General features: G+C 59.2%; 17 protein-coding genes. 9 read left to right on the forward strand and 8 right to left on the reverse strand.

What is annotated here, in order from left to right:
• Positions 1-116: 116 nt before the first annotated feature.
• Positions 117-761: a hydrolase gene (locus HX786_RS18635; RefSeq protein WP_003210715.1), complete on the forward strand. Its 645-nt coding sequence runs from the start codon at positions 117-119 to the stop codon at positions 759-761.
• A gap of 50 nt (positions 762-811) precedes the next feature.
• Here HX786_RS18635 and HX786_RS18640 read toward each other — a convergent pair whose 3' ends face one another.
• Positions 812-2,110, reverse strand: coding sequence for a mechanosensitive ion channel family protein (locus HX786_RS18640; RefSeq protein WP_003210716.1), 1,299 nt, complete (start codon positions 2,108-2,110; stop codon positions 812-814).
• A 193-nt stretch (positions 2,111-2,303) separates the two neighbouring features.
• Here HX786_RS18640 and HX786_RS18645 point away from each other — a divergent pair, with 193 nt between their 5' ends.
• Positions 2,304-3,650, forward strand: a complete 1,347-nt coding sequence (locus HX786_RS18645; RefSeq protein WP_003210717.1) for a DEAD/DEAH box helicase — start codon at positions 2,304-2,306, stop codon at positions 3,648-3,650.
• A 46-nt stretch (positions 3,651-3,696) separates the two neighbouring features.
• Here the strand turns inward: HX786_RS18645 and HX786_RS18650 are convergent, their stop codons facing one another.
• On the reverse strand, positions 3,697-3,972 hold the full coding sequence (locus tag HX786_RS18650) for a hypothetical protein (protein WP_102368338.1): 276 nt from the start codon (positions 3,970-3,972) through the stop codon (positions 3,697-3,699).
• 154 nt (positions 3,973-4,126) lie between these two features.
• On the opposite strand from HX786_RS18650, the gene HX786_RS18655 reads away from it, so the two are divergent.
• Complete coding sequence (locus tag HX786_RS18655; RefSeq protein WP_003210719.1) at positions 4,127-4,516, forward strand: hypothetical protein; 390 nt, start codon at positions 4,127-4,129, stop codon at positions 4,514-4,516.
• 3 nt (positions 4,517-4,519) lie between these two features.
• Here HX786_RS18655 and HX786_RS18660 read toward each other — a convergent pair whose 3' ends face one another.
• From HX786_RS18660 to HX786_RS18670, 3 genes are all read right to left on the reverse strand, one after another.
• Positions 4,520-5,386 (reverse strand): DUF6279 family lipoprotein, encoded by an 867-nt coding sequence (locus HX786_RS18660; protein ID WP_003210720.1) that lies wholly within the window; start codon positions 5,384-5,386, stop codon positions 4,520-4,522.
• 66 nt (positions 5,387-5,452) lie between these two features.
• A complete protein-coding gene (locus tag HX786_RS18665) occupies positions 5,453-6,178 on the reverse strand; it encodes a TorF family putative porin (protein ID WP_178912444.1) in 726 nt (241 codons plus the stop codon).
• 208 nt (positions 6,179-6,386) lie between these two features.
• Positions 6,387-6,566 carry a hypothetical protein gene (locus HX786_RS18670; protein WP_003210722.1) on the reverse strand — a complete coding sequence of 60 codons (180 nt, stop codon included), beginning with the start codon at positions 6,564-6,566 and terminating at the stop codon, positions 6,387-6,389.
• A 323-nt stretch (positions 6,567-6,889) separates the two neighbouring features.
• Here HX786_RS18670 and HX786_RS18675 point away from each other — a divergent pair, with 323 nt between their 5' ends.
• From HX786_RS18675 to HX786_RS18685, 3 genes are all read left to right on the forward strand, one after another.
• Entirely contained in the window at positions 6,890-7,726 is an 837-nt protein-coding gene (locus HX786_RS18675) for a S1 RNA-binding domain-containing protein (RefSeq protein ID WP_076014775.1), read from the forward strand.
• Positions 7,727-7,779: 53 nt separating this feature from the next.
• Positions 7,780-8,187 (forward strand): DUF2177 family protein, encoded by a 408-nt coding sequence (locus HX786_RS18680; protein ID WP_178912451.1) that lies wholly within the window; start codon positions 7,780-7,782, stop codon positions 8,185-8,187.
• A gap of 211 nt (positions 8,188-8,398) precedes the next feature.
• On the forward strand, positions 8,399-9,841 hold the full coding sequence (locus tag HX786_RS18685) for an NCS1 family nucleobase:cation symporter-1 (protein ID WP_178912445.1): 1,443 nt from the start codon (positions 8,399-8,401) through the stop codon (positions 9,839-9,841).
• On the opposite strand, the gene HX786_RS18690 is transcribed toward HX786_RS18685, so the two are convergent.
• Positions 9,753-10,961, reverse strand: a complete 1,209-nt coding sequence (locus tag HX786_RS18690) for an MFS transporter (RefSeq protein ID WP_003210726.1) — start codon at positions 10,959-10,961, stop codon at positions 9,753-9,755. The genes HX786_RS18685 and HX786_RS18690 overlap by 89 nt on opposite strands.
• A 104-nt stretch (positions 10,962-11,065) precedes the next feature.
• Here HX786_RS18690 and HX786_RS18695 point away from each other — a divergent pair, with 104 nt between their 5' ends.
• From HX786_RS18695 to HX786_RS18700, 3 genes are all read left to right on the forward strand, one after another.
• Entirely contained in the window at positions 11,066-11,959 is an 894-nt protein-coding gene (locus tag HX786_RS18695; protein ID WP_003210727.1) for a LysR family transcriptional regulator, read from the forward strand.
• Positions 11,960-12,096: 137 nt separating this feature from the next.
• The gene (locus tag HX786_RS31945; protein WP_003210728.1) at positions 12,097-12,219 is read left to right on the forward strand and encodes a PA1414 family protein; all 123 of its coding nucleotides are present in this window, start codon (positions 12,097-12,099) and stop codon (positions 12,217-12,219) included.
• A gap of 441 nt (positions 12,220-12,660) precedes the next feature.
• Complete coding sequence (locus tag HX786_RS18700; RefSeq protein ID WP_178912446.1) at positions 12,661-14,760, forward strand: FAD-dependent oxidoreductase; 2,100 nt, start codon at positions 12,661-12,663, stop codon at positions 14,758-14,760.
• A gap of 61 nt (positions 14,761-14,821) precedes the next feature.
• On the opposite strand, the gene HX786_RS18705 is transcribed toward HX786_RS18700, so the two are convergent.
• Positions 14,822-16,204 carry a sodium:solute symporter gene (locus tag HX786_RS18705; RefSeq protein ID WP_003210730.1) on the reverse strand — a complete coding sequence of 461 codons (1,383 nt, stop codon included), beginning with the start codon at positions 16,202-16,204 and terminating at the stop codon, positions 14,822-14,824.
• Between the two features lie 111 nt (positions 16,205-16,315).
• Positions 16,316-17,821, reverse strand: coding sequence for a cytosine permease (locus HX786_RS18710; RefSeq protein WP_177028531.1), 1,506 nt, complete (start codon positions 17,819-17,821; stop codon positions 16,316-16,318).

Consider the following 17,821-nt stretch of genomic DNA (forward strand, 5'->3'; position numbering starts at 1 on the left):
AGGTAATTGTCTCGATTTTATCCATCCCATAAAGTTACTTCCAAGCCGCCAGCCAAGCTTCACAGCGGCGCTGAACGCACCCCTTACCGAATCGAAACCATTAAAAGGAAGTCACCATGTCTATTCGCGAATTGCTCAACCCAGCCAACTCCACCCTGATCCTGATCGACCACCAGCCGCAGATGGCCTTTGGCGTGCAGTCGATCGATCGCCAGACTCTGAAGAACAACACGGTGGCGCTGGCCAAGGCCGCCAGGATCTTCAACGTGCCGACCATCCTGACCTCGGTTGAGACCAAGAGCTTCAGCGGCTACATCTGGCCGGAACTGCTGGACGTGTTCCCGGACCAGCAGCCGATCGAGCGCACCTCGATGAACTCCTGGGAAGACAAGGCGCTGGTGGCCGCGGTGAAGGCCACCGGGCGCAAGAAGCTGATCATGGCGGCCCTGTGGACCGAGGTGTGCCTGAACTTCCCGGCCCTGGAAGCCCTGGCCGAAGGCTACGAGGTGTACATCGTCACCGACGCCTCCGGCGGCACCAGCAAAGAAGCGCATGACATGTCGGTGCAACGGATGATTCAGGCGGGCGCGGTACCGGTCACCTGGCAGCAAGTGCTGTTGGAATACCAGCGTGACTGGGCTCACAAGGAAACCTACGACGCGGTGATGGGCCTGGTACAGGAGCACAGCGGCGCTTACGGCATGGGCGTGGATTACGCCTACACCATGGTTCACGGCGCGCCGCAGCGTCAGGTCAAGTAAGGTCCAACGCAAAAAAAACGGCACAACTCGGGTTGTGCCGTTTTTTGTTGTTACATCACTGCCTTTTCCGCCGGGGGCAGGTGACTGGCCCCCAGCACCGCCGGTAACATCCCCGCCCGCAAGTCACCGCCGCTCGGCTGCTGGTACAGGCTCAAACCAAATTCCGGCAGCACCGCCAGCAGGTAGTCGAAGATATCGCCCTGGATCCGCTCGTAGTCGGCCCATGCGGTGGTGCGGGTGAAGCAGTAGATCTCCAGCGGAATGCCCTGGGCGGTGGTCTGCATCTGCCGCACCATGCAGGTCATGTTCGGCTGGATCTCCGGATGGCTTTTCAGATAGGCCAAGGCATACGCGCGGAAGGTGCCGATATTGGTCATGCGTCGGCGGTTGGCGGACATCGCCGCGACATTGCCCTGGGCTTCGTTCCAGGCCTTGAGCTCGGCCTTCTTGCGGCTCATGTAGTCGGTCAGCAGGTGTACCTGGGTGAGCTTCAGCTCTTCGTCGTCGCGGATGAAACGCACGCCGCTGGCGTCGATATACAGGCTGCGCTTGATCCGCCGGCCACCGGAGGCCTGCATGCCGCGCCAGTTCTTGAACGACTCGGACATCAGGCGCCAGGTGGGAATCGAGACGATGGTCTTGTCGAAGTTCTGCACTTTGACGGTGTGCAGGGTGATGTCGACCACGTCACCGTCGGCGCCGACCTGGGGCATTTCGATCCAGTCGCCGACCCGCAGCATGTCGTTGCTGGTCAGTTGCACACTGGCGACGAACGACAGCAGGGTGTCCTTGTAGACCAACAGAATCACCGCCGACATTGCACCCAGACCGGAAAGCAGCAGCAGTGGCGAGCGGTCGATCAACGTGGCGACGATGATGATTGCGCCAAACACGAACAGCACCATCTTCGCCAACTGCACATAGCCCTTGATCGAGCGGGTGCGGGCGTGTTCGGTGCGGGCATAGATGTCCAGCAGGGCGTTGAGCAGTGCACTGATCGCCAGCACCATGAACAGAATGGTGAACGCCAGGGCGACATTGCCGATGAACAGGGTGGCGGTCTTGCTCAGGTCCGGCACCAGGTACAGGCCGAACTGGATCACCAGTGACGGCGTCATCTGCGCCAGGCGATGGAAGACTTTGTTGTGCCGCAGGTCATTGAGCCAGTGCAGCGCGGGTTGCCGGCCCAGCAGCTTGACGGCGTGCAGGATGAGGTAGCGGGCCACTCGTCCGAGCAGCAATGCCACTACCAGCAACACCATCAGCGCGAGGCTGGAATGCAGCAGCGGGTGTTCGTCGAGGGTGCCCCAAAGGTCTTTGACGTTGAGCCAGAGCTGTTTGATATCCATGGGTAAACGCGATTCTTCTGTAAGACGTGACGGGCCGATTAGAGCATTTAAGTACGTCAAAGTTGTGGTTGTGGACAAATCCCCTGACAAAAAAGCGCCTGATTAACGCAGTTCGCGTAAAGAAACTCGGCCTCGGCGCCCGAAACCGTTACCCTATGCAGCTGTTTTTTTGTATTTCTTCGAGGTAGCACCCGTGTTTTCCCAATTCGCCCTGCACGAACGCCTGCTCAAAGCCGTGGCCGAGCTTAAATTTGTCGAGCCAACGCCTGTGCAAGCAGCGGCCATCCCGCTCGCGCTCGAAGGGCGTGACCTGCGGGTGACGGCTCAAACCGGGAGTGGCAAGACTGCCGCTTTCGTCCTGCCGATCCTTAACCGTCTGATCGGCCCGGCGAAAGTCCGTGTCAGCATCAAGACCCTGATCCTGCTGCCGACCCGCGAACTGGCCCAGCAGACCTTGAAGGAAGTGGAGCGCTTCTCGCAGTTCACTTTCATCAAGTCCGGCCTGATCACCGGCGGCGAAGACTTCAAGGTCCAGGCTGCCATGCTGCGCAAGGTGCCGGACATCCTGATCGGCACCCCGGGCCGGATGATCGAACAACTGAACGCCGGCAACCTGGACCTCAAGGAAGTTGAAGTGCTGGTGCTCGACGAAGCCGACCGCATGCTCGACATGGGCTTTGCCGACGACGTGCAGCGCCTGGTGCAAGAGTGCGTCAATCGCCAGCAGACCATGCTGTTCTCGGCCACCACCGGTGGTTCGACCCTGCGCGAGATGGTCGCCAAGGTCCTGAACAACCCTGAGCACCTGCAGGTCAACAACGTCAGCGACCTGAACTCGACCACCCGTCAGCAGATCATCACTGCTGACCACAACGTGCACAAAGAGCAGATCCTAAACTGGTTGCTGGCCAACGAGACCTATCAGAAGGCTATCGTGTTCACCAACACCCGGGCCATGGCCGACCGCATCTACGGTCGCCTGGTGGCTCAGGAGTACAAGGCGTTCGTCCTGCACGGTGAGAAAGACCAGAAGGACCGCAAGCTGGCCATCGACCGCCTCAAGCAAGGCGGCGTGAAGATCCTGGTCGCCACCGACGTTGCCGCCCGCGGCCTGGACGTGGATGGCCTGGACATGGTGATCAACTTTGATATGCCCCGCAGCGGCGACGAATACGTGCACCGTATCGGTCGTACCGGGCGTGCCGGCAACGATGGCCTGGCGATCTCGCTGATCTGCCATGGCGACTGGAACCTGATGTCGAGCATCGAGCGCTACTTGAAGCAGTCGTTCGAGCGCCGCACCATCAAGGAAGTCAAAGGCACCTACGGCGGGCCGAAGAAGGTCAAGGCATCGGGCAAGGCCGTTGGCGTGAAGAAGAAAAAGGTCGACGCCAAGGGCGACAAGAAGAAGGCCGGTGCCAAGTCGCCGACCAAGCGCAAGATTGCCAACCGTCCAAAGACCGACAACCTGTCGTTGGTCAGCAAGGACGGCATGGCGCCTCTGAAGCGCCGCAAGCCGGAAGCACCGGCTGCCGAGTAAGGCTTGAGCCATAAAAAAACCGGACAATGTCCGGTTTTTTTTCGCCTCAGTTTTTAGTTTTGTCGGTCGCCTCATTGAGTTCCGTGAGGCGCTGGTCGATCAGTTGGCACTTGTCGGGCAGGTCTGCGCTGGCGGTTTCCAGCTTCATGTTCTGCAGTTCTTCGTTGATCTCCTTGGCCTTCTCTGGATTCTGTTGGGTGAGCTCGGTCACCTTCTTGGCCAGTTGCTCACGTTTGGCGGTGGCTTCTTCCGGCGTGCAGGCCCAGGCGGGCAGGGCGGCAAGCAGCGTGGCGGCGACGGCCATATTCAGCAGGGTTTTCATGATTCGGACCTCCATGGCGGTGATGAACGGTTGAGGGCCGTGAGCACTGAAAAGTTCAGCGAAATCGCGTCCGTCCGCTAGGCTGAACGGACGACGGGTCCGGCATGTCACACCTTTGAAGGGCCTATTTCGTGTGCCTTCAGGAGGAATCAGGATGACGACTTACGATTGGGATTTGATCGAACGACTGCTGCATGAGGTACAGAACGGTGGCGCCAGCTTCGCCCCACGCAAATACGCCGAGGAAGAAGCGACTAAAAGGGCCGCCGCCGGAGAGCCCATCGGTAATCTCGATGAATTTAAAAAGCTCGCGGCGGATTACGAGGCGTTGTTGTTCAAGCACGGCTTTATTGAGTCGCGGTCAGAGGAAGAGTGCGGCAATGGTGAGAACTTCAAATTGACCCAGCGCGGCTCACAGTTGCTGAGCCTGATCGACAGCTGTATCCCCGGTGATAATCACCCGCGTCAGGTGCTGGACGAGCAGGCGGATGCTCTGGATCCGGCGACGTTTGATGAACTGGCTTCCAAACCACAGATTGCCTGATGACTATGGGGTGCCAGCCTTCAGGCATTTAAGGGCCTTGAAGTCGCTGCGCACCTTGTCGATCTTTTGTGTCAGCTTCTGGCGTTGTTGCACGGTGCTTTCCGCCATCAGGTCGACGATCAGGCTGCGGGCAGCGGCTTCGGTCTGGGCGTAGGCCTGGCGATATTCCGGCGTCCACAGGCTTTCGCGGTTCACCAGCAGTTGCTCGATCTTCTGTGGGAAATCGCTGCTGTGGCGGTCTTTGACGGCTGCGATAAATAGTGTTTGCCAGTGGGCGCGGTTGCCAATCCATTGTTGGTTCTGCTCACCCAAGGCGATCGACCAGGCGGTGACGCGATTCTGCTGGCTGGCACTTAACGGCCCGAGCCACGCATCGAGGCGCTTGTTCATGCGCTCGGCGCGTTCCTTGATCTGCTGCTCGAGGGGCGGTTTCAGGTATTCGTCCTGACGCTTGCGCAGGTCCTTGGCGAACGCTTGCTCCATATCCTGTACTTGCTGGTCGTCCAGCCCCTGCAGTAGCTCGACGGCGGACGGCGTGATCGCCCGGGCGCTCTCGGCAATAGCTTGTTTGGCTTCGGCGGTACGGGTTTGCAGGGCGGCGTCGGTCACCTGGTTGGTGTCGACCATCTGTTGCAGGCGATCGAGCCAGTCCAGGTAGCCCGGCAGCTGGGTGGTGCAATGCCAGGCCAGGTGTTCCTTGAGTGTGTCGTTGAACCAGCTCTTCTGCCCGGCGTTCATTTCCAGGTAGTCGCTGAGGGTCCAGGGGATGATCACATCCAGATTGCGATAGGCCAGGCCCACCCGATTGCAGCCGGCAAGCACCAGGCTGAGGGTCAGCAACATCACCAGAAATTTTAACCGACGCAGCATGAGCGAGTCCTTGCGCAGACGAGAGTATTGCATCTGAACCCGTCAGGGCAGCGACAGTTCAGCCCATCAATAAAACGCCCGCTCGGCCTTCAGGGTCAACAGCCCGTCGCATTGCGAGTTGTGTCCGGAGTAGGCCGAGCAATCGCCGCCGCTGAGGCTGGAGTCGCTGTAGATCAGGTTCAGGTCGACGCCCATCCATGGCCTGGAAAATTGTACCGACCAGTCGCTGAAGCTGCGGATCGAGCTGCCATCGGCCACCGAGACCGGGGTGCCGAGCTGGTGGGTGGTGTATTTCATGCTGACGCCGATGCCGAACGGCTTGGTGCCGCCGAGGTCGGCGAACAGGGTGCTGTCCTGCCGGTCCGGGTCGTTGCTGAAGGAGGCGCCGAAGCGATTGCCCAGCAAGGTCAGGCCGCCGTAGAACTCCTGGCTGTCGAGGAGGCTCAGCTTGGGATAGCTGTAGTGAATCATCCCCAGTTCATAACCCAGGGTCTGGTCGAAGGGGCGTTTGAAACCCAGGTAGGAGTCGACTTCCAGGTTGCTGGTAGGGGAAATGCCCATGCTCGGTGAGAATTGGCCGAGGTACAGGCCGCTGCCGTGGCTCAGGTCCAGGCCGCCATGGAACGAGTCGCTCCCGGGTGCCGTGGGCTTTACCAGGCCTTGAGCCATGCTTCGGCTGGGTGTCGTGCCCAATTTCAGGTCGAAATCACCCAATTCACGCTGGAAAACCTGCGCTTCGGCGAGGGGGCTGGCCAACAGGGCACCGGCCAGGAATATGCAGGATTTGAGCATGCTTCACTCCATGAAAAGCGAGGAGCAGTAACGGGAAATATCAGGCAAATGCCCGATCTAGACGTGTGCAAGCATACCGGCGATGGTTCGCAGATGAGGCCCGTTCGTCGATTGGCGTAATAAAGGGGTGTATCAGGGGGTAGTGCGGGCTCTAGTCCTAGCGCCTTGAAAGGCAAAGCGCATAGGGACCAGGTGTAATGCGCGAGTCTTACTTTTTACCCAGGGTGATCTGCTTGGACGGGCCGAAAGTCTGGCCGCTTACGCCTTTGGCAATCTGCTGGATTTCGCCGCCCTGCTTGAGGAATGCAGCAATTTGGCTGTTGATCGATTCGCTGGTTTCAACGGCGGGAGCTGGCTTTGCTTTGCTGTTGGATGCTTTTACGCGCATGGCGGCCACTAACCTGTAGAGAATTAACTTGGCCATGCATCGTACATGAAATGCTTGACAATTGCTTGGCAAATATCCCCCTGAAATATACGCAGGGTTTATGATTCGCCTGGATTATTAAGTGAAATACTCACCTAACTTGCTGTTTTAACTCGAATCCCTCGAGGAAATCCGGCCGTGGGTACTGGCTGGATTCAGCCCGATGACCTGACGAGCGGGGCGCTTCTCGGCAAACCCATGATTTTTCAGGCCTGTACGCCGGTACGCGGGACCGCCGTCGTCAACTCGGGTAGAATGCCGCCCACGCAATGAGGGTATTTGAGATGGCTTTAGTCGGGCGCTACAACAGCTTGCAAGTGGTTAAACACACTAACTTTGGTTTGTACCTGGATGGTGATCAAGAGGGCGAAATCCTCTTGCCCAACCGATATATCCCCAAAGATATTCCCAGTGAAGATGAAGACTGGCTCAACGTTTTCATTTATCTGGACAGCGATGACAAACTTATCGCGACCACCGAAAAACCAAAAGTACAGGTGGGTGAATTTGCCAGTCTGAAAGTGGTTGAAGTCAACAGTATCGGTGTATTCCTCGATTGGGGCCTGCCCAAGGATCTGCTGCTGCCTTACTCCGAAGAAAAGCGCCAGCTGACCGCCGGTGAGTATTGCGTGGTACACGTCTACCTCGACAAACACACCAAGCGCATCACCGCCACCGCACGCCTTGACCGCTACCTGGACAAGACCCCGGCCACCTACAAGGTCGGCCAGGAAGTTGACTTGCTGGTGGCTGAAGCCACCGACATGGGCTTCAAGGCCATTATCAACAACAAGCACTGGGGCCTGATCCACAAGAACGAAGTGTTCAAGTTCCTGCGCCCGGGCAAGGAAGAGAAAGGCTTCATCAAGGAAATCCGCGCCGACGGCAATATCAGCCTGAGCCTGCAGCCTGTGGGTGAAGAAGCGGCCTCCAGCCTGAACTCGAAGATCCTCGCCAAGTTGCGCGACAACAACGGCACCTTGCCGGTCAGCGATAAAAGCGACCCGGCACTGATCAGCAGTTTGTTCGGTGTCAGCAAAGGCAACTTCAAGAAGGCCATCGGCGCCCTCTACAAGCAGGGGCACATCGTGATCCACGCGGATCGCATTGAACTAAGCTGATCGCGGTTTGCTCTTCTGTAGGAGCACGCTTGCTCCTGCAGAAGGCCGCCTCAATGTCCAGAAAAACGCTTTTCGCCTACCTCGGTACGTTGCTTGCCTTTCTGATTCTTGACGGCCTGTGGCTCGGTGTCCTCATGGGCCCGACCTACAAAGCGCTGCTCGGCCCGTTGATGCTTGACCAGCCGCGCCTGTTCCCAGCCGTGGCGTTCTATCTCCTCTATGTATTCGGTTGTGTGGTGCTTGTCGTCCTGCCTGCGTTGGCGAGCGGCGGCTGGCAGCGTGCCGCGCGGCATGGTGCACTCCTGGGATTGGTAGCCTACGGCACCTATGACCTGAGCAATTGGGCAACCCTGCAGGGCTGGTCGGCCGGTTTGGCCTTCATGGACATCGCCTGGGGCACCTTCCTGACTGCCGTTTGCTGCACCGTGGGCTATCAATGTGCGCGCAGGGTGCACAATTGATTGTGTACAGTATTGCCCTGCACCATCCCTGAGCGAATCTCCACCGTTCAATCGTCTCTACGCCTCCTGAAGAGCCAAGCTCCACGGGGGATTGTGCCGAGTTTTATTGCATTGGCACGCATTCTGCTCAACAACTCGTATACAAACCATGCCGCCTCCCGTACGCACTCCCGTCGCGGGTGGCAGGCCGGTATTTACGAGGAGCCCTGCGATGACCGAACAATTGCCCAAAGGCTACAGCCCGCGCCTGTACAACCAGGACCTGGGACCGCTGCCGCAAAAATGGAACTGGTACAACATCTTCGCCTTCTGGATGAGCGACGTGCACAGCGTCGGCGGCTACGTATTCGCCGCCAGCCTGTTCGCCCTGGGGCTGGCCAGTTGGCAGGTATTGATCGCCTTGCTCGCCGGGATTTGTATTGTGCAATTGATCGCCAACCTGGTGGCCAAGCCGAGCCAGCAGGCGGCAGTGCCGTACCCGGTAATCTGCCGGTTGGCCTTTGGGGTATTCGGGGCGAATATCCCGGCGGTGATTCGTGGGTTGATCGCAGTGGCCTGGTACGGGATCCAGACATACCTGGCGTCCAGTGCATTGATCATCGTGGTGCTGCGCTTTTTCCCACAGATGGCGGTATACGCAGAGCCGCACTTTGCCGGCCTGTCGTACCTGGGCTGGTTCGGTTTCCTCAGCCTGTGGACGCTCCAGGCGCTGGTGTTCTGGGCGGGCATGGAGTCCATCCGTCGTTTCATCGACTGGGCGGGGCCTGTGGTCTATGCGGTGATGTTTGCCCTGGCAGGCTGGATCGTCTGGAAGGCTGGCTGGGCCAATATCAGCTTCACCCTGGCGGAAAAATCCCTCTCAGGCTGGCAGGCGTTTGGCCAAATCATCGTGGCAACCGCGTTGGTGGTGTCGTACTTTTCCGGGCCGACCTTGAACTTCGGTGATTTCAGCCGCTACTGCCGCACGATGAGAGACGTGCGTCGCGGAAGTTTCTGGGGCTTGCCGGTAAATTTCCTGGCGTTCTCCCTGGTCACCGTGGTGATCGTCTCGGGCACCTTGCCGGTGTTCGGCGAAATGCTCCACGACCCGATTGCCACCGTTTCGCGCATCGACAATGACATGGCTGTGTTGCTGGGGGCGTTCGCCTTTGTCACCGCGACTATCGGCATCAACATCGTGGCCAACTTCGTCTCGCCGGCCTTTGACTTCGCCAACGTGGCACCGAGCAAAATCAGCTGGCGTGCCGGTGGAATGATTGCGGCGGTGGCCTCGATCTTCATCACCCCATGGAACCTGTTCAACAACCCGCTGATGATCCACTACACCCTCGATATCCTCGCCGCGTTTATCGGGCCGTTGTTCGGGATTCTGCTGGTGGATTTCTACCTGATCAAAAAACAGAAGATCGACGTGGATGCGCTGTTCGATGACAGCCCGAGCGGGCGTTACTACTTTGACGGCGGCGTGAACTGGACGGCGGTCAAGGCGCTGGTGCCCGCGACGCTGGTGGGCGTCGCGATTACCTTCACCCCGGTGCTGCAGGGCATGGCCAATTTCGCCTGGTTTACCGGCTGCTTCCTGGGTGGGCTGTTTTTCCTGGTGTTGGCGCGGCGTGAACAGGTTCGCGCGCCTGTGTCGATGGTTGCCGGCTGACCAGCACCGATCCGGCCACCAACAAACCGGCGCCTGCTACCACCAGCGCCGGTTGCAGGCCACCGCTGAGGTGGCTGCTCACCGACGCCAGCAACGGACCGCTCAATTGGCCGATCGCAAAGCTGGCGGTCAGCAACCCGGTGCTGCGCTGGTAGCCGTGGGGGGCGACCTCACGCAAGCGCGCCATCACCAGTTGCATGCACGCCAGGAATGGCCCACCGCACAGCAACACCCCCAGCGCCAGCCCCCAACCGTTGCCCAGCAGGCAGGCAAACACGCCTGCCGCTTGCAGCCAAAGGGTTGTCATCAGCCAGCGACGGGTGGTGTCCGGGTCCTTGCGGCGCAAACTTGCCGCCACCACGCCAATCGCGGCAGCCAGGCCAAAGCAGGGCCAGAACAGGTCTGCTTGCCATGCGCCCTTGAATTGCGCGCTGGCCATCTGTGACAGGAATGTCGCCGGGATGATGTAGCCAAGGCCATACAACACGTAGATCCAGCACAGGTGTGTGATGCTGCCGTTGCTGGCCACGTCGGTGTGGCTGGCAGCGGGCGAGTCGGCAGCAGAAGGCTTGGGCAGGAACGGCAGGATTGCCAGCAGCATGACCAGGGCGACTACCCCATACACCAGCCACAAGGTTGCAGAGTCTTGCCCCAACAGGTTGGAGCCCAGCGCCAGCAACCCGGTCAACAGAATTCCCAGCCCCGGCCCCGCAAATACCAGCGCACCCAGGCGTGGGCGCCCGGCCGCAATGGCCAGCGGCTGGCTCAGGCTGGTAATCATCACCAGCGCCCAGGCACTGGCTACACCGGTACCAAAGCGCAACAACAGATGCGGCCAGAACCCGTGGGCCCAGTACGACGCCAGGGTCAGCAGCACACACAGCCACAGCCCACCGTACAAACGCCCGCGTACATGATGATGGCTGCGGGCAAAGATCGAATCCACCGCACCGACGAAATAACCCAGGTAGTTGGCCGCCGCAATCAGGCCGGCGCCGGTCAGGTCGATTTGCCCTTCACTGAGCAAATGCGGCATTTGCGGGGTGAGCGCGAATCGACCTATGCCCATGGCCATCATCAGGGCGATAAAGCTGGCGAGTAAGCGGATCAGCGGTGACATGGTGGTTTTTCCTGGGAGCAGCGAGTGACCATCAGGCTAAAGCGGATTGACTTTCTTTAAAAATGAATAATAGTGAGTAACTTGTTCAGTTTTGGAGAATGGTGATGGAGTTCAGTCAATTGCGGATTTTCCAGGCCGTGGCCGAGGAAGGCTCCATCACCCGTGCCGCTGAGCGCTTGCACCGGGTGCCGTCCAACCTGTCGACCCGGCTTAAACAGATGGAAGAACAACTGGGCGTCGAACTGTTCGTGCGCGAGCGCCAGCGCTTGCAGCTTTCTCCTGCAGGCAAAGTGCTGCTGGACTACAGTGCGCGCCTGCTGGCCCTGCATGACGAAGCCCATGGCGCGGTGCAGGGCGGGCAACCGGCTGGAGACTTTGTGCTCGGCAGCATGTACAGCACGGCGGCGATTCATTTGCCCAAGCTGCTGGCGCGTTACCACAAGGCGTATCCGATGGTGAACCTGCAGGTGCAGTCAGCTCCCAGCGGTGAACTGCTGGAAGGCTTGATCACCGGGCGCCTGGACGCCGCATTGGTGGATGGGCCGTTGACCCTGGCCACCCTCGACGGCGTGCCGCTGTGCGAAGAGCGCCTGCTGCTGATCTGCGAGGCGGATCATCCGCCGGTGCGTGGGCCGCAGGATGTTGCCGGCCGTTCGGTGTTCACTTTCCGACGCAGTTGTTCTTATCGGGCGCGCCTGGAAGCCTGGTTTTCCCACGATCGCGTGGCCATGGGCCGGGCCATCGAGATCGAGTCCTACCAGGGCATGCTGGCCTGTGTAATCGCCGGTTCCGGCGTGGCGTTGATGTCGGAATCGATGCTCGACAGCCTGCCGGGCAAGGACAGCGTGTCCATTCATCCGCTGGCCGAGCCTTTTGCCAGCGCCACCACCTGGTTGATGTGGCGCAAGGGCATGCTCGGCGCTAACCTCAACGCGTGGATTGACCTGCAGCAGGAGGGCAAGGTGCTACCGGAAACCGAAACCCGAGCGATTGCTTGAACGATCCGTCAGGATTTTGATCAATTCAGTAATAGTTCGTTGTGGTTTCGTTCAAGCAATACGTAAGACTTAAGACTACTATCTGTAGGAAGCGGCCACAGAATTCCAGCCGCTCGGCATTACCCCAAGGGGGCACCATGAAAGAGAAACTGCAAAACTGGCTGCACGACCTCGGCGTCGCACTCGGCTTGATCGAGCCACCGCTGCAACCGGTGCCAATCCGCACCGATGACGAGCAGCGTCGCCCGCGTCGCAGGTAAGTCCTGGAAAGCGCTCAAGCATGTTTGTTTGGGCGCGGCCAGGTGGTTTGCCTATGTATTGGAGTCATGATTGATCATGACCCGTTGCTGTGTACTTCAATTCTTCGTCTGGCTTTGGCCGGACGTTTTCATTTCCGGGGTTTGGTGATTTTCTCAAGACACCTGCTTTCGGAATAATCCTTCAATTATTTAATTTAACAATGCCACGGTAATACCGATTGGTAGTCCGGACGTGTGCGCGTCAGTCGAGTTTTGCCATTAAGTATCGGAATTGGACTACCTGTTTGTCAGAGTCGACGGGCTTATTTGATTAATAGGATAGGCGTAGGTTGAGTTTCATCACGAAAAGATTTGTAGCGTTTGCAGTTCTTGCAAGCCCCCAACTTCATTGAGTTGCGCTCTCCGGAGTATGAGCCAGTCAGAACTGTTGGAGACAAAACCATGATGTTCTCTTCCGTTCCGCCAGTCGCCGCGTCACTTATTGCCACCACCGAAAACATCTTGCATATCGCCCCTGCATCGCGTGGCTGGAAAGCTGATGCACCCGGCAACGTGGTGTTTTTCCCGCCGACGTTATCCAAGCAGGCTCTGCTTATACAGATTGCACTGCTGCGCCCATCAACGATCATTGTCGCAGACCAGGTTATTGATGCCGACGTCATCAACCAATGGCGTATATCCCACCCATTTGGCGAACTCTATTTGGTCCGCAGAGGTACAAGTCTGGATAAGATCCGATTGGATCTGTGCGAGTCCAACAATGTTCGAGTGATTAACACGCCAGGGGTCAATGCGCCGCATGTTGCTGCCTATATTGCGCACTGGCTGACGCTGGCCGATGGCTCCTTGCCCCATGACATCTGTGTACTGGGATACGGCAATGTAGGGAAAGAGCTTGTTAAGTTGTTGCTTGCTCGAGATCCGGATGTTCGGATTAAGGTGTTGGATCGACGCGATCGAGTGTCGGACAGTTTCGGGAAAGCCTCTTCCGATTGTAGGGTTTCATTGGTTGACGACTGGCTTGAGGCGCTCGAGGGGGCCAATGCAGTCGCCCTATGCTTATCCCTTAATGATGAATCCATTTATCGCATTGATCGGACCCTCATTCAGTGCCTGCACAGAAAGGCTCGCCTTGTCTGTGTCGCCAAGCCGGATGTCTTTAGCGACGATGCGTTGCAGACCCTGGCAGTCTCCGAAGATATCCAGCTCATATTGGACTACGGCCCCAGGACACTGGATGCGTTTCGGGTGCGCACACAAGCGCTCGGCTGCAGTGTCTCCACATGGTACAAGCCGGCGACGCTGACCACACAGGCGGCCACCACCGAAGCCTGCCATTGCGACCTCGACTATGCGGTCTCGGTGCAACTGAGCTTGATGGCCTTGCGCGGCCTTGTCCGGCGCAAACTCGCACACTCATTGGCGATCCCCTCTCGGCAAGCCGATGCCGGTGCGCCGCGTGTGTCGATCATCGGCAGAGGTATCAACGGGCTGCTCCAAGCCGTGATGTTCCGCCTGGCAAATTATCAGGTCACGGTTTACGGAGGAAATCAGCAGCGCGATGGTGCCAGTCACAAGCAGGTGAACATGCGTCATCTGTCAGCAACGGAGACGACTGCAAAACCGCTGCCTAACGATTACCTGACTCCCGCAAATCAGTACCTGGCCATTGAGTGCAATCGCGCAGGCATCGAGCTGTTTGAAAAATTCCTGGCCGACAACCCATCGCTGGCACGATTTGCACGATCGCGAATTGTACGAGCCTATGTGGACGACTCCAGTGGCACGGAGGCCGCGATCCGCGAGCAATGGGATATTGAAAACAGGCCTTGGCCGAGTGGCAAGCCGGGGCGAGAGCTTGCAGAGATCAGTCAGCTGCAATTCCAGGCAATGTATGGAGTTCCCGAGGTCGGGCGGGCGATTGAGGTGTCGGGCTACGATCTGGAATTTATCCATTTAATGGATGAGATGGTGACGCTTTTGCAGCGCTCAGGGGTTGAGTTCCTGCCACGGCACCTGAGTCCGGTCCAAATTGCCGATCTGAGTAGAGAGCACTTTGTCGTCACGGCCATGGGGGTGGACGAGCCAGAGGTCATCCCGATCATTGGCTGGTTTTTCAAGCTGCGCGCCGTTGATGATGAAGGTGTCGACATGCGCGGACTCAAGCTGCAGTACGACCTGCCAATCGGCGTCATGAATTGCCGCCTGGACGGGAACTGCATCCTTGTCTCCGCCGGGCAGGTGCCGCCCGATTCGACGCCGCAGTACAAGGAGCAGATACGGGCGGCGTGCCTGGCTGCCGTTTCTCGACACTTTCCAAAGTCCTGCAGCCGCGCAATCGAACGTGGCGACTTGCAACAAATAGAATGTGCCAGGCCCGGCACCGCAGATGGACTTTCAATCGTGCATTGGTCCGCCTACAACCGCATTGTCGCGGGGGCAACTTATGCCGGGGGCACCACGCAGGGATTGGTATGGGCCTCTTTGGTCCAGGAAGTCATCCAGGCCAGAGCGCCGGCGGTTTCGGCAATGTGGGAATAAAAAAAACGGGTGCGACATCCGACGTCGCACCCGCTGAAGAAAGCTTCTTTCAACTGTTTTTTCAGATCGCCCGAGCCGCAACAGCCTCCGGACGACGGGACAGCAAACTCACCAGCACAAAACTCACCAGGCCCACACCCAGGCTGTAGTAGATCGGCGTATTGGCGTCCAAACCATCCTTGATCATGAACACCAGCGCGGTCACAAAACCCAGGGTCATGGAGGTGATCGCCCCGGAAGTTGTCGCACGTTTCCAGAAAATCGCCCCGATCAGCGGGATCAACATGCCGCCCACCAACAGGTTGTATGCCAGGGTCAGTGCGCTGATCACATCACTCACCACCAGCGCGATACCCAACACAGCGATACCGGTCAGCAAGGTAAACAGACGGTTGATCTTCAAGCTTGACTGCTTGCCACCACGCAGGCGCGGCAGCAGGTCTTCGGTCAATACGGTGGAAGCGGCGAGCAAGCCGGCGCTGGCGGTGGACATCATCGCGGCCAGTGCAGCGGCGATCACCAGGCCGCGGATACCGTCGGGCAGCGAGACTTTGACGATGGCGGCGAACGCATTGTTGACGTTGTCCAGGTCCGGGATCAGTACGTGGGCGGCCATGCCGATCAGCGCACAGGCCAGGCCGTAGAGGATGCAGTAGAAACCGGCGAAGGTGCCTGCGTACTGGGCGACCTTTTCGTCACGGGCGGTGAACACCCGTTGCCAGATGTCCTGGCCGATCAGGATGCCGAAGAAGTAGATCATGAAGTAGGTGATGATGGTGTCCCAGCCGATTTCAGTGAAGCTGAAATTCGACGCGGGCAGCTTGGCCACCAATTCATCCCAGCCGCCGACGCGGTACAGGCAGATTGGCAACAGGATAAACATCAGGCCGACCGTCTTGATCACGAACTGCACGATGTCGGTCAGGGTCAGCGACCACATTCCGCCAATGGTCGAATAAACCACCACCACGCCACCGCCTACCAATACCGACATCCAGAACGGCAGGTCGAACAACACTTGCAGCACGGTGCCGATGGCCAGGATCGAGGTCACGCCGATCATCAGCGCGTAGGCCAGCATGATCACCGCACTGGCCTGGCGGGCCATGGGGTTGTAGCGTTTCTCCAGGACCTGGGTCACGGTGAAGATTTTCAGTTTCAGCAGCGGCTTGGCCAGGAACAGGTTCAGCGCAATGATCCCCGCGCCCAGCGCGGCGCACAGCCAGAAACCGGAAATACCATGTACATAGCCCAGGCGCACGGTGCCGACGGTGGACGCACCGCCCAGCACCGTAGCGGCCATGGTGCCCATGTACAGCGTCGGGCCGAGGTTGCGGCCGGCCACCAGGTAGTCTTCATGGGTCTTGGCGCGGCGCATGCCGTAGTAGCCGAGCACCAGCATGCCGGCGGCGTAGATGAGGACGACGAATAGATCTAAGGCCATGACGGCGAGTCTCCGATTATCTTTTTTATGTGGGGCTAAAGGGGGCTGTGTGGCGAGGGAGCTTGCTCCCGCTGGGCTGCGCGGCAGCCCCAATCCATTCCATGCAATTCATCAGGCGGCCTCGCGACTGCTGCGCAGTCGAACGGGAGCAGGCTCCCTCGCCACAGTCGGCCCGTAGACGGCAGCCGGTTCAGGGAACACGCGAAGCAGTGTCAGGTACACCAGCGAGGCCAGGCCCAGGGTCACCGGCAAGCTGATGTCGATGCCGTCGGCGAGGTTGCCCAGCGGCCCGACAAACTGCCCCGGCAGGTTGACGAAGCACAGGCCCACCAGCGCACTCGGGATCCAGGCCCCCAGGCCGCGCCAGTTCCAGCCATGGCTGAACCAGTAGCGCCCGCCGGTTTCGCCGCGAGTGAACACTTGCAGGTCATCCGGGCAGTAGTAACCCCGGCGCACGATCAGGCCGATGATCATCATCACCATCCACGGCGTGGTGCAGGTGATGATCAGCACGGCGAAGGTCGACACGCTCTGCACCAGGTTGGCGGCGAAACGTCCGATAAAGATGAAGGCAATCGACATCACCCCGATCAGCAGCGTCGCCTTGACCCGGGACAGCAGGCGCGGGAACACGCTGGACATGTCCAGGCCGGTGCCATACAGCGAGGTGGTGCCGGTGGACATGCCGCCGATCACCGCGATCAGGCACACCGGCAGGAAGAACCAGCTCGGTGCCACCGCCAGCAGGCCGCCGACATAGTTGTTGGCCGCGATATAGTCCGGTGCCTTGACCGCCACAATGGTCGCGGTGGCCAGGCCGAACAGGAACGGGATCAAGGTGGCGATCTGCGCGAACACCACCGCCAGCATGATCCGCACCTTCGAGGTTTCCCGCGGGATGTAGCGCGACCAGTCGCCGAGGAACGCGCCGAAGGAAATCGGGTTGCTCATGGCCACCAGTGCTGCACCGATAAACGCCGCCCAGAAGCCGGTCTGGCCGAGGGCAACGGTGCCGGCGAAGTGGCTGTCGAAAGCTGGCGCGAAGGCGAAGATCCCCAGCAGGAACAGCAGGCTCGCCGCCCACACTGCGATGCGGTTGACCCACAGCATGAAGCGAAAGCCGTAGATGCACACAGTCAGCACCAGAATGGCGAAGACGCCGTAGGCCAGGCCCAGGGTCAGGTCGGTTTCCGGCAAGCCCACCAGACGTTTCGCACCGCCCACCAGTGCATCGCCTGAACTCCACACCGACAGTGAAAAGAACGCGATAGCGGTCAGCAGCGACAGGAACGAGCCGACAATCCGCCCGTGCACACCAAAATGCGCACCGGAAGACACGGCGTTGTTGGTGCCATTGATCGGACCGAACAGACCCATGGGGGCGAGGATCACCGCACCCACCAGCACGCCCAGCACAATCGCCCAGACGCCGGCCTGGAACGACAAGCCAAACAGCACCGGAAAGCTCCCCAGCACGGCGGTGGCGAAGGTGTTGGCACCGCCGAAAATCAGGCGAAACAAATCCTTCGGCCCGGCGGTACGTTCGTGGTCCGGGATCTGTTCGACGCCGTTGGTTTCTATGTTGCGAATACTGTTTTCGTTGTTTTTATTATTCAT

This window comes from Pseudomonas sp. 21615526, assembly GCF_013386245.1.
Taxonomy (GTDB): Bacteria; Pseudomonadota; Gammaproteobacteria; order Pseudomonadales; family Pseudomonadaceae; genus Aquipseudomonas.

Coding starts and splice junctions, on each gene's coding strand:
- HX786_RS18635 (WP_003210715.1), top strand. CDS start 117: ATGTCTATTCGCGAATTGCTCAACCCAGCCAACTCCACCCTGATCCTG.
- HX786_RS18640 (WP_003210716.1), bottom strand. CDS start 2,110: ATGGATATCAAACAGCTCTGGCTCAACGTCAAAGACCTTTGGGGCACC.
- HX786_RS18650 (WP_102368338.1), bottom strand. CDS start 3,972: ATGAAAACCCTGCTGAATATGGCCGTCGCCGCCACGCTGCTTGCCGCC.
- HX786_RS18655 (WP_003210719.1), top strand. CDS start 4,127: ATGACGACTTACGATTGGGATTTGATCGAACGACTGCTGCATGAGGTA.
- HX786_RS18660 (WP_003210720.1), bottom strand. CDS start 5,386: ATGCTGCGTCGGTTAAAATTTCTGGTGATGTTGCTGACCCTCAGCCTG.
- HX786_RS18665 (WP_178912444.1), bottom strand. CDS start 6,178: ATGCTCAAATCCTGCATATTCCTGGCCGGTGCCCTGTTGGCCAGCCCC.
- HX786_RS18670 (WP_003210722.1), bottom strand. CDS start 6,566: ATGCGCGTAAAAGCATCCAACAGCAAAGCAAAGCCAGCTCCCGCCGTT.
- HX786_RS18675 (WP_076014775.1), top strand. CDS start 6,890: ATGGCTTTAGTCGGGCGCTACAACAGCTTGCAAGTGGTTAAACACACT.
- HX786_RS18680 (WP_178912451.1), top strand. CDS start 7,780: ATGTCCAGAAAAACGCTTTTCGCCTACCTCGGTACGTTGCTTGCCTTT.
- HX786_RS18685 (WP_178912445.1), top strand. CDS start 8,399: ATGACCGAACAATTGCCCAAAGGCTACAGCCCGCGCCTGTACAACCAG.
- HX786_RS18690 (WP_003210726.1), bottom strand. CDS start 10,961: ATGTCACCGCTGATCCGCTTACTCGCCAGCTTTATCGCCCTGATGATG.
- HX786_RS18695 (WP_003210727.1), top strand. CDS start 11,066: ATGGAGTTCAGTCAATTGCGGATTTTCCAGGCCGTGGCCGAGGAAGGC.
- HX786_RS31945 (WP_003210728.1), top strand. CDS start 12,097: ATGAAAGAGAAACTGCAAAACTGGCTGCACGACCTCGGCGTCGCACTC.
- HX786_RS18700 (WP_178912446.1), top strand. CDS start 12,661: ATGATGTTCTCTTCCGTTCCGCCAGTCGCCGCGTCACTTATTGCCACC.
- HX786_RS18705 (WP_003210730.1), bottom strand. CDS start 16,204: ATGGCCTTAGATCTATTCGTCGTCCTCATCTACGCCGCCGGCATGCTG.
- HX786_RS18710 (WP_177028531.1), bottom strand. CDS start 17,821: ATGAATAATAAAAACAACGAAAACAGTATTCGCAACATAGAAACCAAC.